Origin of the sequence: Streptomyces sp. NPDC002564, from assembly GCF_042889645.1 — a bacterium.
In the GTDB taxonomy this organism is placed as follows: domain Bacteria; phylum Actinomycetota; class Actinomycetes; order Streptomycetales; family Streptomycetaceae; genus Streptomyces.
This window is the reverse complement of record NZ_JBIARE010000009.1, coordinates 216,497-232,483: the sequence shown is the minus strand read 5'-3', so window position 1 is coordinate 232,483 and position 15,987 is coordinate 216,497. Positions and strand designations below refer to the sequence as shown.

13 protein-coding genes are annotated in these 15,987 nt (G+C 72.3%); 8 read left to right on the top strand and 5 right to left on the bottom strand.

What is annotated here, in order from left to right:
• Positions 1–32: 32 nt before the first annotated feature.
• The 5 genes from lpdA (at position 33) to ACFYXE_RS29165 (ending at position 7,460) form a co-directional block, all read left to right on the top strand.
• On the top strand, positions 33–1,436 hold the full coding sequence (gene lpdA, locus ACFYXE_RS29185) for a dihydrolipoyl dehydrogenase (RefSeq protein ID WP_389317397.1): 1,404 nt from the start codon (positions 33–35) through the stop codon (positions 1,434–1,436).
• Positions 1,437–1,565: 129 nt separating this feature from the next.
• Complete coding sequence (locus ACFYXE_RS29180; protein ID WP_389317394.1) at positions 1,566–3,737, top strand: MMPL family transporter; 2,172 nt, start codon at positions 1,566–1,568, stop codon at positions 3,735–3,737.
• Between the two features lie 344 nt (positions 3,738–4,081).
• Entirely contained in the window at positions 4,082–5,611 is a 1,530-nt protein-coding gene (locus tag ACFYXE_RS29175) for an MFS transporter (protein WP_389317390.1), read from the top strand.
• 203 nt (positions 5,612–5,814) lie between these two features.
• Positions 5,815–6,231, top strand: a complete 417-nt coding sequence (locus ACFYXE_RS29170; protein WP_389317387.1) for a YciI family protein — start codon at positions 5,815–5,817, stop codon at positions 6,229–6,231.
• On the top strand, positions 6,228–7,460 hold the full coding sequence (locus ACFYXE_RS29165; RefSeq protein ID WP_389317384.1) for an RNA polymerase sigma factor: 1,233 nt from the start codon (positions 6,228–6,230) through the stop codon (positions 7,458–7,460). The genes ACFYXE_RS29170 and ACFYXE_RS29165 overlap by 4 nt, the downstream gene beginning before the upstream one ends.
• Here the strand turns inward: ACFYXE_RS29165 and ACFYXE_RS29160 are convergent.
• Positions 7,430–8,362, bottom strand: a complete 933-nt coding sequence (locus tag ACFYXE_RS29160) for a LysR family transcriptional regulator (protein ID WP_389317381.1) — start codon at positions 8,360–8,362, stop codon at positions 7,430–7,432. The genes ACFYXE_RS29165 and ACFYXE_RS29160 overlap by 31 nt on opposite strands.
• Before the next feature lie 175 nt (positions 8,363–8,537).
• On the opposite strand from ACFYXE_RS29160, the gene ACFYXE_RS29155 reads away from it, so the two are divergent.
• Together ACFYXE_RS29155 and ACFYXE_RS29150 are read left to right on the top strand one after the other, a co-directional pair.
• Positions 8,538–9,293 carry a sulfite exporter TauE/SafE family protein gene (locus ACFYXE_RS29155; RefSeq protein ID WP_389317378.1) on the top strand — a complete coding sequence of 252 codons (756 nt, stop codon included), beginning with the start codon at positions 8,538–8,540 and terminating at the stop codon, positions 9,291–9,293.
• Positions 9,294–9,598: 305 nt separating this feature from the next.
• The gene (locus ACFYXE_RS29150) at positions 9,599–9,880 is read left to right on the top strand and encodes a plasmid mobilization protein (protein WP_361173263.1); all 282 of its coding nucleotides are present in this window, start codon (positions 9,599–9,601) and stop codon (positions 9,878–9,880) included.
• A 4-nt stretch (positions 9,881–9,884) separates the two neighbouring features.
• Here ACFYXE_RS29150 and asnB read toward each other — a convergent pair whose 3' ends face one another.
• Both asnB and ACFYXE_RS29140 read right to left on the bottom strand, forming a co-directional pair.
• Entirely contained in the window at positions 9,885–11,726 is a 1,842-nt protein-coding gene (asnB, locus tag ACFYXE_RS29145) for an asparagine synthase (glutamine-hydrolyzing) (RefSeq protein ID WP_389317374.1), read from the bottom strand.
• A 281-nt stretch (positions 11,727–12,007) separates the two neighbouring features.
• Positions 12,008–12,565, bottom strand: a complete 558-nt coding sequence (locus ACFYXE_RS29140) for a TetR/AcrR family transcriptional regulator (RefSeq protein WP_389317625.1) — start codon at positions 12,563–12,565, stop codon at positions 12,008–12,010.
• Positions 12,566–12,740: 175 nt separating this feature from the next.
• Here ACFYXE_RS29140 and ACFYXE_RS29135 point away from each other — a divergent pair, with 175 nt between their 5' ends.
• Positions 12,741–13,685 carry a DMT family transporter gene (locus ACFYXE_RS29135; protein ID WP_389317371.1) on the top strand — a complete coding sequence of 315 codons (945 nt, stop codon included), beginning with the start codon at positions 12,741–12,743 and terminating at the stop codon, positions 13,683–13,685.
• Here the strand turns inward: ACFYXE_RS29135 and ACFYXE_RS29130 are convergent.
• Both ACFYXE_RS29130 and ACFYXE_RS29125 read right to left on the bottom strand, forming a co-directional pair.
• Positions 13,636–14,241: a TetR family transcriptional regulator gene (locus ACFYXE_RS29130; RefSeq protein ID WP_389317622.1), complete on the bottom strand. Its 606-nt coding sequence runs from the start codon at positions 14,239–14,241 to the stop codon at positions 13,636–13,638. The two genes, ACFYXE_RS29135 and ACFYXE_RS29130, sit on opposite strands and share 50 nt — an antisense overlap.
• A gap of 74 nt (positions 14,242–14,315) precedes the next feature.
• Positions 14,316–15,827 carry an MFS transporter gene (locus tag ACFYXE_RS29125; RefSeq protein ID WP_389317368.1) on the bottom strand — a complete coding sequence of 504 codons (1,512 nt, stop codon included), beginning with the start codon at positions 15,825–15,827 and terminating at the stop codon, positions 14,316–14,318.
• Between the last annotated feature and the right edge of the window lie 160 nt (positions 15,828–15,987).

Below are 15,987 nucleotides of genomic sequence, written 5' to 3'. Positions count from 1 at the left end.
CCGGATCCGTACCACCCAGAGAGGACCTCCCCATGGAAGACCGCTTCGACGTCGTCGTGCTCGGAGCAGGACCCGGCGGCTACGTAGCCGCCATTCGCGCCGCCCAGCTGGGCAAGCGGGTGGCCGTGGTCGAGGAGAAGTACTGGGGCGGTGTCTGCCTCAACGTCGGCTGCATCCCGACGAAGGCGCTGCTGCGCAACGCCGAGCTGGCCCACCTCTTCACGCATGAGCAGAAGACGTACGGCATCAAGGTCGACGGTCAGGTGACCTTCGACTACGGCGACGCGTTCAACCGCAGCCGTACGGTCGCGGACGGCCGCGTCAAGGGCGTCCACTTCCTGATGAAGAAGAACGGCATCACGGAGTTCGACGGCCGGGGCACCTTCCAGGACGCGAACACGCTGCAGGTGGCGAAGTCCGACGGTACGACCACCACGATCGGCTTCGACCACTGCGTCATCGCGACCGGCGCCACGCCCCGCCTGCTGCCCGGCACGAGCCGCAGCGAGCGCGTCGTGACGTACGAGGAGCAGATCCTCTCCGACTCGCTGCCGGAGTCCATCGTGATCGCCGGCGCGGGCGCGATCGGCATCGAGTTCGCGTACGTCCTGCACAACTACGGCGTGAAGGTCACGATCGTCGAGTTCCTCGACCGCGTCGCGCCGCTGGAGGACGCGGACGTCTCCAAGGAGCTGGCCAAGCAGTACCGCAAGCTCGGCATCGACGTGCTGACCTCGACGCGCGTCGAGTCGATCGACGAGTCCGGCGCGAAGGTGCGGGTGACCGTCACGGGCAAGGACGGCAAGGAGCAGGTCCTGGAGGCCGACAAGGTCCTGCAGGCCATCGGCTTCGCACCGAACGTCACGGGCTTCGGCCTGGAGGCGACCGGCGTGGCCCTCACCGAGCGCGGCGCGATCGAGGTCGACGGCCGCTGCCGGACGAACGTGCCGCACATCTACGCCATCGGTGACGTGACCGCGAAGCTGATGCTGGCGCACACCGCCGAGTCGATGGGGGTCGTGGCCGCGGAGACCCTCGCGGACGCCGAGACGATGGAGCTCGACTACCCGATGATCCCGCGCGCGACCTACTCGCAGCCGCAGATCGCCAGCCTCGGCTGGACCGAGGCGCAGGCCAAGGAGAAGGGTTTCGACGTCAAGGTCGCCAAGTTCCCCTTCCAGGCGAACGGCAAGGCGCACGGCCTCGGCGACACCGTCGGCTTCGTCAAGATCATCAGCGACGCGCGGTACGGCGAGATCATCGGCGCCCACCTGATCGGCCCGGACGTGACCGAGCTGCTGCCGGAGCTCACCCTGGCCCAGCAGTGGGACCTGACGGTCCACGAGGTGGCGCGCAACGTCCACGCGCACCCGACGCTGGGCGAGGCCGTCAAGGAGGCCGTGCACGGCCTGGCCGGACACATGATCAACTTCTGAGGCGTCCCGGGCGGCCCCGCCGTGCCCGAGCGACCCGAACGGGTCGGCTCGAGTGGCGGGGCCGTCCGGTCCGGCCGATCCTTGCGAACACGACTGATGTGCCTCGGGGGCGAGGAGAGGCAGTAGCCGATGTTCTCTGGCCTGGGCCGATTCGTGGTGCGCCGCCCCTGGTGGATCATCCTGGCGTGGGTGGTGGCGGCCGGTGCGGTGATCTCGCTGGCGCCGAAGCTCACCTCCAGCAGCGACGAGGCGAGTTTCCTTCCGGACCACTACGAGTCCATCCGCGCCGCCGACGTGCAGGAGAAGGACTTCCCCAAGCAGCAGAACATCGGCGCGATCATCGTCTTCCAGCGCTCCGACGGCGGGAAGCTGACGGCCGCCGACTCCGCCGCGGTGGGCCGCGTCTCCCGGGAGCTCCAGGACCGGAAGGTCCCCGAGGTGCAGGCCGTCGTGCCGGGCGAGGTGTCGCCGAACAAGCTGGTGCAGACCTCGGTCGTCGCCATGCCGAAGATCACCGACCCGGAGGACACCGCCCAGCAGGACGCGGTGAAGACGCTGCGGGACGACCTGAAGCCGGAGCTGAAGGGCACCGGTCTGACGGCCGGGATCACCGGTTCCGCCGCGCAGGCCCTCGACGAGAGCGACGCGTCCGAGCGGGCCGGTCTGCTCGTCGGCGTCGGCACGATCGTGATCATCGTCGTGCTGCTGCTGGTCATCTTCCGCAGCCCCATCATCGCGCTGCTGCCCGTCGTCCTGATCGGTCTGATCTCGCCGATGGCCACCGGCCTGATCGCCTCCGCCAACAAGGCCTTCGACATGAAGGCCGACTCCTCCATCCAGGAGCTGCTGACCGTCGTCCTGTTCGGCGTCGGCACGGACTACATCCTGTTCCTGCTCTTCCGCTACCGGGAGGCGCTGCGGGCGGGCGAGGATCCCAAGAGCGGCATGGTGCACGCCGTGGAGCGGGTCGGCGAGGCCATCACGTCCGCGGCGGGCGCGGTCATCGTCGCCTTCGCCGCGCTGACGCTGTCCTCGCTGGGCATGCTGCGGTCGATGGGCCCGGCCCTGGCCATCGCCGTGTTCGTGACGCTGCTCGCCGGTCTCACCCTGGTCCCCGCCGTGGTGTCGCTCCTGGGCACGAAGGTGTTCTGGCCCTCGAAGTCCTGGCAGCGCGAGCCGCACGGCACCGGGTTCGCCCGGCTCGGCGCGGCCATCGCCCGCAAGCCCGCCGTGTGGGCGCTGGTGTCGGCGCTGTTCATGGGCGCGCTCACGCTCGGCGCGCTCGGCTACCGCGCCAACTTCGACCTCGCCGGGTCCTCGCTGCCCAAGGACAAGGAGTCGATGGTCGCCCTGGACGACCTCCAGAAGGGCTTCCCCGCGGGCACCACCGACCCGACCTCGGTGTACCTGAGCTCGACGACGGACCGGCCGGTGCCGCCCGAGCAGGCCGCCGCCTTCCGCAAGCGGCTCTCGGACGTCCCGGGCGTCGGCGAGGTGGGGCCGCCGCGTCCCAGCCCGGACCGCACGACCGCCTCGTACTCGGTGATCCTCTCGGACCCGCCCGCCTCCGACGACGCGCTGGCGACCGTCAAGGACAGGCTGCGGCCCACGGCGCACGAGCAGGCACCGGCCGGCACCCAGGCGCTCGTCGGCGGCACGACGGCGGTGTACGTGGACATCAACAAGGCGGTGGACCGCGACTACTCGGTGGTCTTCCCGGTGGCGGCACTGGCCATCATGGTGATCCTCGGCCTGCTGCTGCGCAGCCTGGTGGCGCCCTGGTACCTCATGCTGTCCGTCGCGCTCGGCTTCGGCGCCACGCTCGGTGCCACCTCGCTGATCTTCCAGCAGATCGGCAGCCAGCCCGGGCTGATGTTCATGCTGCCGGTGATCATGTACTTGTTCGTCGTCGCGCTCGGCACGGACTACAACATCCTCATGGTGTCCCGGCTGCGCGAGGAGGCCCGCGAGGGCCGCACCCCGCACGACGCGGCGGGCACGGCGGTACGCCACTCGGGGCCGACGATCGGCTCGGCGGGCGTGATCCTCGCGGGCACGTTCGCGACGCTCATGCTCGCGGGCAACTCGACGCTCTCGCAGATGGGTTTCTCCCTCTCCTTCGGCATCCTCATCGCCGCCTTCGTCATGGCGATGATCTTCACCCCGGCGCTGACGGCCCTGATCGGCCACGCGGCCTGGTGGCCCGGCCACGGGGACCGGAGGCGGAGCGGCGCCGGCGGGACGACACCGCCCCCGGACACCGGCACGGAGTCACCCGGCGCGTCCCCCCGCACCCGGTAGGGAATTTGCCAACGCGCGAAAAGTGTGAGCACGAAAACGCGACACAAGAAGGCGCGTGCTCACACCCGCAAGGGAAAAGCAAGCGAAATCCATAAACCCGGGAAAACTCGTAGCCTGGAATCGACGGGAAATGTCAAGCCCGTCGACCGATATCAAAAAACTCCCCCCACAGGGCCCCGACCAGTGGTGATGGGGGTGTTAGGGTTTCCATTCGTTCCGCTCCCGGCCGCATTCCTGCCGCCGCTCCACTCGGAACGTCTTGCGGTGTTCCCGCTCTCGACGCGGTTCACCAGCGCCATTTCATCCGGCCGGAAAACCCTGCCACCTCGCCCTGGAGTTTCTTCATGTCTGCTGACAGCACGGCTGTCACCCCCGTACCGACGGACGCGACCGGCGCGCCACCCGGCGCCGGCCGGCACCTGGGCCTCGCCCTCTTCGTGATCGCCGCGGCCCAGCTGATGGTGGTGCTCGACGGCACCATCACCAACATCGCGCTGCCCAGCATCCAGACCGCGCTGGACGTGTCCGACGCGAACCTGGCCTGGATCGTCAACTCCTACGCGCTCGCCTTCGGCGGCCTGCTGCTCATCGGCGGACGCGCCGGAGACCTCTTCGGGCGGCGCCGGATGTTCCAGGTCGGCATCGTGCTGTTCACGCTGGCCTCGCTGCTCGGCGGACTCGCCCCGAACGAGGGCCTGTTGATCGGCGCACGGGTGCTGCAGGGCGTCGGCGCGGCGATCGCGGCGCCCAGCGCCCTGTCCCTGATCACCACCACGTTCCCGGAGGGCGGGCCGCGCAACAGGGCGATGGGCGTCTACGCCGCGATGGCCGGCATCGGCGCGACCGTCGGCCTGCTCCTCGGCGGGGTCCTGACCGACGTCCTGGACTGGCGGTGGGTGTTCTTCGTGAACATCCCCATCGGCCTGGCCGTCCTCGCCGGCACCCGCACGCTCGTGGAGGCCGAACGCGACCGGGGCCGCCTCGACATCCCCGGCACCCTGACCGGCACCGGCGGCCTCATCGCCCTGGTCTACGGCATCACCCGCGGCGGCGAGCACGGCTGGACCGAGGCACCGACCCTGACGTGCTTCGCGCTGGCGGCCGTCCTCCTCGTCGCCTTCCTCGCCGTGCAGAGCCGCACCGCGCACCCGATGATGCCGCTGCGGCTCTTCCGGGACCGCAACCGCTCGGGCTCCTACGCCACGATGCTGTTCATCGGCGCCGGCATGATCGCCACGTTCTACTTCCTCACGCTCTACCTGCAGTTGATCCTCGGTTACAGCGCGGTCGAGACCGGCTTCGCCAACCTGCCGTTCAGCCTGGGGATGGGGGTCGCCGCCGCCCTGAGCGCCAAGCTGGTCACCCGGCTCGCCCCGCGCGCCATCGCGGGTCCCGGCCTGCTCGTCGCGGCGATCGGCATGTTCTGGTTCGCCACGCTCACCCCCGACTCGTCGTACGCCGGGCACCTGATGCCCGCGATGTTCGTGACGGCGCTCGGCCTCGGCATGGGCTTCGTCCCGATGACGCTCGGCGCGGTCAGCGGCGTCGACCACCAGGACGCGGGCATCGCCTCCGCGCTCCTGAACACCGCCCAGCAGATCGGCGGCGCCCTGGGCCTCGCCGTCCTGTCGACGGTCTCCGCCTCGGCGGCGAACGACCGGCTGCCCGACGCGGCGGCGTCGTTCTACCGGGCGCTCGCCACCCACGACCGCGCCGCGGCCGCGAAGGGCGCCGAGGCGCTGACGCACGGCTACACCATGGCCTTCGTCGGAGCGGGCGTGATGTTCCTCGCGGGCGTGCTCGTCACCGTCCTGGCCATCACGGCGGGCCGGCAGCAGTCGCCGGAGGGCGCCGCCCCCGTCCACCTGGGCTGAGGCCGGGGCGGACGGGTTCCCGGCCACTGGCCGTCCGCCAGGAAGTCGACGCCTCCCGTCGCTAGGCTGGGGACGTCAGCCCTCTTCCGCCGCCCCGCACCGGACATCTTTTTCCGAAGGGCTGTCGAGAACGCGCCGTCCGCTCCGACGTCCCCTGTGAGCGTCGCCCACCAGGGGTGACGGCGCAGTCGAGGAGCGAAGTCATGAAGTATCTGGTGATGGTCCAGGGCTCGCAGGCCGACTACGAGGCCATGTCCGGCAAGGCCCCGCAGGACGGCCCGGTGTGGAGCGAGAAGGAACTGCAGGCGATGTTCGCCTTCATGGGCGAGGTCACCAACGATCTCGCCGAGTCGGGCGAGCTCATCGACGCGCAGGGACTCACCGAGCCCGCGCAGGCCCGTTTCGTCAGCAAGGACAAGGACGGCCGCCCGGTGATCACCGACGGCCCCTACGGCGAGACCAAGGAAGTGCTCGCCGGGTACTGGCTCCTGGAGTGCGAGAGCCTGGAGCGGGTCACCGCGATCGCCCGGCGCGTCCTGGAGTGCCCCGGGCCCGAGGGCCTGGTGGAGCCGCCCGTGGTCATCCGGCCCGTGCAGGACTCCTCGGGAGGCGAGTGTTGAGACCCGCGACGGGCGTCGAGGACCTGCTGCGCCTGCACGCGCCGCAGGTCCTCGGCGCCCTCGTGCGCCGGTACGGACACTTCGGCGCCGCCGAGGACGCCGTACAGGAGGCACTGCTCGCGGCGGCCCGGCAGTGGCCGGAGCAGGGAGTGCCCGGCAATCCGCGCGGCTGGCTGATCAAGGTCGCCTCGCGCCGCCTCACGGACCAGCTGCGCGCCGACGAGGCGCGCCGGCGGCGCGAGGAGGACGCGGCACTGCTCACGCCCCGCGACGCGTTCACCGCTCCCCCGCCCGGCGAGAGCCGCGCCCCGGCGGACGACGACACGCTGACGCTGCTGTTCCTGTGCTGCCATCCGGAGCTGGGCCCGCCCGCGCAGGTCGCCCTCACGCTGCGCGCCGTCGGCGGGCTGACCACGGCCGAGATCGCCCGGGCGCACCTGGTGCCGGAGGCGACGATGGTCCAGCGGATCAGCAGGGCCAAGGGGCGGATCAAGGGGATGCCGTTCCGCCAGCCCGGTGCCGAGGACCGCGACGCCCGGCTCGCCGTGGTCCTCCAGGTGCTGTACCTGATCTTCAACGAGGGCTACACCGCGACCTCCGGCGAGGCTCTGCACCGCGCGGACCTCGCCCGGGAGGCGATCCGGCTCACGCGCGCGGTGCGCCGTCTGCTCCCCCACGAGGGCGCGGTGACCGGCCTGTTGGCGCTCATGCTGCTCACCGAGGCGCGCACCGCCGCCCGCACCGGGCCGCACGGCGAGCTGATCCCGCTCGACGAGCAGGACCGCGCCCGCTGGGACCGCCGGGCGATCGCGGAGGGCACGGCTCTCGTGGAGGAGGCGCTGGCCCAGGGCCCGCCCGGCGCCTACCCGCTGCAGGCGGCCATCGCCGCCCTGCACGACGAGGCGCCGCACGCCGACGCCACCGACTGGCCGCAGATCCTCGCGCTCTACGACCTGCTCGTGCGCCGCACCCCGGAGCCCATGGCCGCACTGGGGCGGGCCGTCGCCTACGCGATGGTGCACGGGCCGCGCGCCGGGCTCGGCGAACTGGCCGCGCTGGAGGACCGTCTCAAGGACCACTACCGGCTCGCCGCGGTCCGCGCCCACCTCCTGGAGCGGGCCGGCGACACCGAAGGGGCCCGCGCCGCCTACCGGTCCGCCGCGCAGGGCACGCTCAGCCGTCCCGAGGCCCGGTACCTTCAGACACGCGCCGCCAGGCTCGCGCCCTGAGCGGGGCCGACACCGAGCGGCGCGCAGTGCTCGGCGACGGTGTCGGCGAAGGCACGGGCCAGCGGGCTGAGCGCGTCCCAGCGCCGCACCGCCCAGCCGACCGACAGCGGCGGCAGGGCGGGGACGGGAACCAGGCGCAGTCCCTCGGGGGCCCGCTCGCCCCAGCCGGGCAGCGCGGGCACGACCGCCTGGCCGAGGCCCAGCTCGGCGAGGAGGACCGCGGTGTCCCAGTCGGCGACGCTGGTGACCGTCGGCAGCGCCACCGCCAGGTCACCCAGGTGGACGTCGAGTTGGCCGCGTGACGTCGACCCCTCGGGCGGCGTGATGAGCTGGGCCGCCGCAAGATCGGCGGGGGTGACGTGCGCCCGTCCGGCGAGGGGATCGTCGGCGCGTACCGCGAGCACCCAGGGCAGCTCGACGACGGGCCGCTGCTCGATGCCGCGCACCGGCTCCCCCAGCGTGATCCAGGCGAGGTCCAGGTCGTCGGCGGCGAGCGCGTCGAAGCAGCCGCGGCTGGAGCTGACGGTCTGGAACTCCAGGCTGACGCGCGGGTAGCGGTCCCGGAAGTCCACGACGGCCTCGGCCATGAAGTGCCGTACCGAGGTGGCGCCCGTGGTGATGCGCACGGCGCCGCCCTCGCCCCGGACCTGCTCGCGCAGCCTGCGCACGGCGAGGTCGATGCCGCCGATGCCGTCGGACGCGGCGGCCTGCAGGACGCGCCCGGCCGAGGTGGGCACGACGCCCCGCGCATGCCGCTCCAGCAGGCTCACGCCCAGCTCCCGCTCCAGGCGTTTGACGTGCTGGCTCACCGCCGACTGCGTGCAGGACAGGTCGCGGGCGACGGCGCTGAGGCTGCCGGCGCGGCACACGGAGATGAAGATGCGGAGGTCGTCGAGTGTCACGGGGTGTGAAGGTATCTCTTGGGTGGGTGCAAGGAAACCCGAGGATTGACTTGGGTTTTCACCGTGCACCAAGATCGCTGCTGGCCCGGGCGGCGACCCGGCGACGGGCGTCGACCCGGGGTCACCCCAAGGGGCTCCGGGGCGCGGGCCGCGGAATCCGTGGGAAAGGTGACGTGTGGAAGCGCTCGAGATGGTGGCCGTCGGGGCCGCCGGTGTCGCGGCCGGCGGGCTGAACGCGGTGGTGGGGTCGGGCACCCTCATCACCTTCCCCACGCTGCTGGCTTTCGGCTATCCGCCGGTGCTCGCCAACGTGTCGAACAACCTCGGCCTGGTGCCGGGCACGTTGAGCGCCGCGTACGGCTACCGGCGGGAGATGAAGGGGCAGTTCCGACGGCTGGTGCGGTTCGGTTCCGCCTCGCTCGTCGGCGGCCTGATCGGCGCGCTGCTCCTGCTGAAGCTGCCCGCCGACGCCTTCCAGGCGGTGGTGCCCGCCCTCATCCTGACCGCGTGTCTCCTGGTGCTGCTGCAGCCCTGGCTGTCGCGCAGGCTCCGCCACCACGAGGAGGGCGCGGGCCATGACGGCGGCGTACCGATGTGGTGCGGGGTACTCGCCACCGGGGTCTACGGCGGCTACTTCGGGGCGGCCCAAGGAGTGCTGCTCATGGCCCTGTTCGGCACGTTCCTGCCGGACGACCTGCAGCGCCTGAACGCCGCGAAGAACGTGCTGGCCTCGATCGTCAACGGGGTCGCGGCCGTCGTCTTCATCGCGGTGGCGGACATCGACTGGACGGCGGCCGGACTGATCGCCCTCGGTTCGACGGTGGGCGGCCTGGTCGGCGCCCGGTTCGGCCGCAGGCTGCCGCCGCCGGTGATGCGCGGCTTCATCGTGGTCGTCGGCGTCACGGCCTCGGTGATCATGCTCGCGAGCTGACGGCGGCCGTGACCGCGCCGGGACCGCGGGCCGGTCGGGTCAGGTCGGGCCGAGGGAGGTGGGGCGGGGCGGGCCGAGCGGGGTGGGGCGGGGCGGGGCGTAACGCGGCTCACACCCGTCGGCCCGCGACCCGGGAACGCCGCGCCATGGTTTATCGTTGAACATTGTGTGACCCCGACCGAGATTCCCCCGTCCGGTCGGGGTCACGCTCGCTTCACGCAGGCGTCTTCTGCTGTTTTCACGCCTTCGAGGGCGAATATGCCAACCACAGCGCGTCACACCGGCCCGAGCGGCATCATGCGTCCATGGACGGTGCCAAGCCTGTGCAGGTCTTGTTCACGCCCGACGAGTACGCCGCGATCGCGCGCCATGCGGACCAGCTCGGGATGCCGTTAGCCGAGTTCATCCGCCGCGCGGTGACCGTCCGGACCGAGGAGTCCGTGCCGTGCCAGGCCAACGACTCCCGGCGCGGGGCGGCCGTGCCCCCGGTCCAGCGGGGCCTCGGCCCCGACGGGACACCCGCGCTCCAGCGGTTCCTCGACACCCTCGCCACCGCGGCGGAGCCCGAGGACGAGCACGGACGGTGACGACTCAGGAGAGGACCACCTCCGGCTTGTAGAGGTCCAGCCACAGCGCCAGGTCGAGGGTCCGCTCCAGATCCCGCCGCGAGGCCTGGGTGATCTGCGGCGTCCCCCGCTCCGCGGCCCGGGCCGCCCGGCCCCGGTCCACCAGGTCGAAGACCGGATGACCGGGCGTGGCCAGCAGGTCCTTGACGTGCCCCTGGAGCGCGACCGCGTACTGCGGGTCCTGCGTGGAGGGGTACGGGCTCTTCACCCGGTCGTACACCGACTTCGGCAGCACGTCGGCGGTCGCCTCGCGCAGCAGGCTCTTCTCGCGGCCGTCGAAGGACTTCAGCGACCAGGGCGCGTTGTAGACGTACTCCACGAGGCGGTGGTCGCAGAACGGCACGCGGACCTCCAGGCCGACGGCCATGCTCGCGCGGTCCTTGCGGTCGAGCAGGATGCGCACGAAGCGGGTCAGGTGCAGATGACAGATCTTGCGCATCCGGTACTCGAAGTCGCTCTCCCCGTCCAGGCGCCGGATGCCGGTGACCGCCGTCGCGTAGCTGTCCTTGACGTAGCGCGGCAGGTCGAGCGCCGCGGTCACGTCGGGGCGCAGCACCCCGGAGTCGTCGCCGAAGTGGTCGGCGAACCGCACGAGCCAGGGGAAGGTGTCGGCCGTACGCGCCCCCTCGTCGAAGAACTGCAGGTAGCCGCCGAACACCTCGTCCGCGGACTCCCCGGACAGCGCGACCGTGGAGTGCTCCCTGATGGCGTGGAAGAGGAGGTAGAGGGAGGCATCCATGTCGCCGAAGCCCATGGGGATGTCCCGCGCCCGGATCATCTTGGCGCGCACCTCCGGATCGGCGAGGGCGTGCGAGTCGAGGACGATGTCGCGGTGATCGGTGCCCGACGCCTTCGCGACGTCGTGGACGAAGGGGGTGTCGGGCGTGCCGCGCAGCTCGTCGGCGACGAAGTTGTCCGCCTGGCCGACGAAGTCGACGGCGAAGCTGCGCACGGTCTCGCCCGTCTCGGCCAGTTGGCGCGCCGCGAGCGCCGTCATCGCCGAGGAGTCCAGGCCGCCGGAGAGCAGCGTGCAGCGGGGGACGTCCGAGACGAGCTGGCGGCGCACGATGTCGTCGAGGAGCTCGCGCACCCTGCCGATGGACGCGTCCCGGTCGTCGGTGTGCGCCCTGGTCTCCAGCGACCAGTAGACGTGCCGGCGCAGCCCGGCCCGGTCGACCGTGACGACGGTGCCGGGCTCGACCTCGCGCATGCCGTCCCACACGGCGTGGCCGGGCGTCTTGACCATCGCGAACACCTCGCGCAGGCCGTCGAGGGCGACGCGGCGGCGGGCGAGGGGGTTCGCGAGGATCACCTTGGGCTCGGAGCCGAACAGGACCCCGTCGGCGGTCTCGTAGTAGTAGAAGGGCTTGATGCCCATGCGGTCGCGGATCATGACGAGCTTGTCGTGGCGGGCGTCCCAGAGGGCGAAGGCGTACATGCCGTTCAGCCGCTCGGCGAGGGCCTCGCCCCATTCGAGGTAGCCGCGCAGGACGACCTCGGTGTCGGACTCGGTGGTGAAGCGGTGCCCGCGGCCCGCCAGTTCGCGGCGCAGCTCGGTGAAGTTGTAGGTCTCCCCCGAGTAGACGAGGGCGACGGTTCCCGTCGGCGTGTCGACCGTCATGGGCTGGCGTCCGCCGGGCAGGTCGATGATCGCGAGTCGGCGGTGTCCGAGGCCGGCGGGCCCGCCGGTCCAGCTGCCGCGGTCGTCGGGACCGCGGCAGGACATCGTCTCCGTCATGGCGTCCAGGGTGGTGGACTCGGCCGTCAGATCACGGTCGAAGGAGACCCAGCCGGTGATGCCGCACATGCGCTTTCCTTCCGCTCGCCGAACTAGGTGTAACTAGCACCTATGTCGGCAGCGTGCGCCTGCGATTGCGTACGGTCAACGCCCCCTCGGCGGGTCTGCGCCCCTCGACCCCGACGGTTTCGGCCGCTCTTTGCCAAGGCCAGACGCCTGCGGGGAGGCCTCCCCGCCCCCTCACCCGCCGGGAGCGCGCCCGGCCCGTGCGACGGAACGAAACATTCCGGCCATGGGCAAAAACTTCCCCACGTTCTGCGGGCGGAGCAGCGGCGACCGCCTGCCGACCGTCACTCCGCGACTGCGCCGACCAGCACCTCGGCGTCCTCGCGGGCCTGGTCGACGGCATCGGGGAAGACGTGCAGCCCGTGCGCCACGAGCGCCCCCTCGTGCAGGAGCATCAGCGTCCGGCCCAGACGCGCCCCGCGCCCCGGTGCCGCCTCCTCGGCGAGCCCGGTGAAGAGCGCCAGCATCCAGGCCTTCTGGCCGGTGATGATCGGGTACGCAGGGTGCGCGGCGTCGCTGATCTCCGCGTGCGCGTTGACCATGCTGCAGCCCTTGACCAGGTGCGCGTCGGCCCAGTCCCGCGAGGCGTCGAAGACGGCGAGGATCCGGGCGGCCGGGGTGGGGGCGGCCGCGAGGCGCGGGGCGAGGAAGGCGCGCCAGCGCTCGTCGCGGTCGGCCAGGTACTCGACGACGATCTGCTCCTTGGAGCCGAACCGGTCGTAGAGGGTCTTCTTGGTGACACCGGCCTCGGCGGCGATCAGGTCCACGCCCACGGCATGGATGCCGCGCTCGTAGAAGAGCCGCCCCGCCGCCGCCAGGGCGCGCCGCGCCCCCGGCGTCATGACCACCCGCCGCGGCGTCGCGGTCCGGCCTTCTGCTCCCTGCACGTCCTCAGCCATGCCTCCATAGTAGACCGGTCTGTATACCGACCACTAAACCGATCTGTATACTCGCCGCCAGGTAGACCGATCGGTCTACTCGCCCCTGCGGGCGCCACCGCACGGCGAGGAGGCATCCATGAACGTCCTGCTCTCGACCGCGTTCGTGCTGACCTGGAGCTCCGGCTTCATCGGCGCCAAGCTGGGGGCCGGGAGCGCGTCGGCCGTGACGGTCCTGATGTGGCGCTTCCTGCCGCTGGCCGTGGTCCTCGGGCTCGTCGCCGCGCTCTTCCTGCGGGGCTCCTGGCGCGGCCTGACGGCACGTGACGTGGGGCGGCAGGCGGCCGTCGGCGCGCTCTCGCAGAGCGGCTACCTGCTCACCGTGTACTACGCCATCCAGCTCGGCGTCTCCAGCGGCACGACCGCGCTGATCGACGGCACCCAGCCGCTGGTGGCGGGCGCGCTCGCCGGACCGCTGCTGGGTCACTTCGTCTCGCGCACCCAGTGGGCCGGCCTCGGGCTCGGTGTGACCGGGGTCGTCATCGTCACGGCGGCCGACTTCTCGGGCGGTGGCGACGCGGCGTGGTGGGCCTATCTCGTGCCGTTCCTCGGCATGCTGTCGCTGGTGGCGGCGACCTTCCTGGACCGGCGCGCGCCGCGCGCGGTCTCCCCCGCCGCCTCGATGACCGTCCACTGCGTCACCAGCGCCGTCGTCTTCACCGGCCTCGCCCTCGCGGCGGGCGCCGCGACACCGCCGGCCGAGGCGTCCTTCTGGACGGCCGTCGGATGGCTGGTGGTGCTCTCCACCTTCGGCGGGTACGGCCTGTACTGGCTGATCCTGCGGCGCTCCGGCGTCACCCAGGTCAACACGCTGATGTTCCTGATGGCCCCGGTGACCGCCCTGTGGGGCGCGCTGATGTTCGGCGAGCCCTTCGGTCCGCAGACGGCGGCCGGGCTCGCCGTGGGACTCGCGGCGGTGCTGGTCGTACGACGTGGCGCGGCCCGTCCCACCGCCGCCGCGCCACCCGCGGGCGTCACCCGGGCGTCAGGAAGGCCTGCACCGCGGGCGCGTACCGGTCGGTGATCTCGGTGAGCTCGGCGGCGCGCAGATGCGGGCCGCGCGCGATGCCGTACATCACGCCGAGGCCGAGCAGCATGCCGACGGCGAGCTCGGCGCGCAGTCCGGCGTCCGGTCCGGACAGCCGTGCACCGAGCCGCTGGGCCACCTGGGCGCGGAAGTTGGCGCGCAGGATGTCGCCCTGTGCGCCGTGGAGCGGGGCGAAGACGATGCGCAGGATCGGGTCGGCGCCGCGCTCGGCCTGGCCGGTGAGCAGTTGGTGGACCATGTGGCGGCCGAGGTCGCCCACGGGTGCGTCGAGGAAGCCTTCCGCGTCCGCCTCGAACGACATCACCTGGGAGAACAACGCGTCCTTGTTGCCGAAGTACTTGAGGATCAACGGCGCGCTCACCCCGGCCCGTTCGGCCACCGCCTTCAGGGTGATGTCACCGTGCGCGTGCCGGGCCAGGAGGTGACGGGCGGCGCGGACGATGGCGGCCTTGGTGGCCTCCGCGTCCCTGCGGCCGGAGGGCGGGGCGGCCGGGGTGGAGCGCGGGCCTACGCCTCCCGCTGCGGCGGCCACGGGCCCGGCCGCGCCGGATCCGTCCTGCGCCGGGCCCGCCGCGCTCGCCGTGGACACGTTCCTTCCCGCCACGGTCACCTTCCTTCCAGAGCCTTCTCCTGGGCCGGCCCGGTGCCCCGGGCGGTCGCGCGCCCGGCCTCGGGGGCCGTGTCCGAGGGTATGGCCAGGGCCACGGCGCACGCGACGAGCGCGACCGTTCCGGCCAGGGCGAAGGCCAGTTGGTAGCCGCCCAGGGTGGGCACCCGCAGCCCCTCCACGGCCGAGGTGTGCCGCACGAGCACGGCGGCGACGGCCGCGCTGGAGACGCTCTGCCCGATCGTGCGCATCAGGACGTTCACACCGTTCGCCGAGGCGGTCTGCTCGACCGGGACCGCCCGCAGGATCAGCGTGGGCAGCGCCGAGTACGCGAAGGTGGTGCCGGTCGACACCACCGCGGCGCCGACCATGATCACCCACAGCTCCCGGCTGTCGACGATGCGCACGGCATAGCCGAGCGCCATGAAGACGGCGCCCGCGGCGAGCGTCACCCGGGGGCCGCGCGCCGTCGAGATCCGCGCCGACACCGGCGAGAGCACGAGCATGATGACGCCGTTGGGCAACAGGCACAGGCCGGTCGCCACGATCGACAGGTCCAGGCCGTAGCCGCTCGCGGCGGGGGCCTGCACCAGCTGCGCGGTCACCAGCGAGTTGGCGTAGAAGGCGAATCCCGCCAGCAGCGCCGTCACGTGCGGCAGCGCGACCCGCCGCCCGGACGCCAGGCGCAGGTCCACCAGCGGGTGCTTCGAGCGCAGTTGCATCCGCCACCACAGGGCGAGGACGACGACGGCCCCGGCGAACAGGCCGAGGATCGGCGCGCTCCCCCACCCCCACTGGCCGCCCTGCGACACCGCGAGCAACAGGCACACCAGCCCGGCCGCCAGCCCCAGCGCCCCCCAGGTGTCGAACCGGCCCGGCGAACGCACCGGCGATTCGCGCACCGCCCAGACGGCGAGCGCGAGGCCGAGGGTGCTGAGCCCCGCGGTCGCCCAGAACATCGCGTGCCAGTCCGCGTACTGCACGATGAGCGCGGCGAGCGGCAGGCCGAGGGCCGCGCCGATGCCGACCGTCGAACTCATCAGGGCGACCGCCGACGCCGTGCGCTGCGGCGGGAGTTCGTCGCGCAGGATGCTGATGGACAGCGGCACCACGGCGGCCGATGCCCCTTGCAGGGCACGCGCCGCGATGAGCAGCCGGATGTCCGAGGTCAGCGCGCAGAGCACCGAGCCGCCGGCCATCAGGCCGAGGGCGATGAGCAGCACCCGCCGCTTGCCGTACATGTCGCCCGCGCGGCCGAGGACGGGCGTGAGGACCGCCCCCGACAGCAGGGTGGCGGTGACCAGCCAGGAGACGGCGCCCGGCGAACTGCCCGTCAGCCGGGGCAGGTCGGGCAGCAGCGGCACGACGACCGTCTGCGTGACGGCCATGAGGATGCCGCCGAAGGCCAGGACCGGCACGGTCAGACGCTCCCGCAGGCCCCTCCCGGCGGGTATCGGTCCAGGCTCCACGTCGTCTCCCCCGCCCCTCTGAGGTGAATTCGAATTCACCATAGCGGGTGAATGGGCATTCACCACCGGGAATTCGGCGATTCCGCCGCACCGTCGGGGGTGTCCGGGGGCGCGGCGCACGGGGCGCGCCGGGGCCTGCCCGCCGTGGCCGTCGACCGCCCCCCGCGCCGGCGGGGGGCCCACCGGGGGAGGCCGCCCGTCG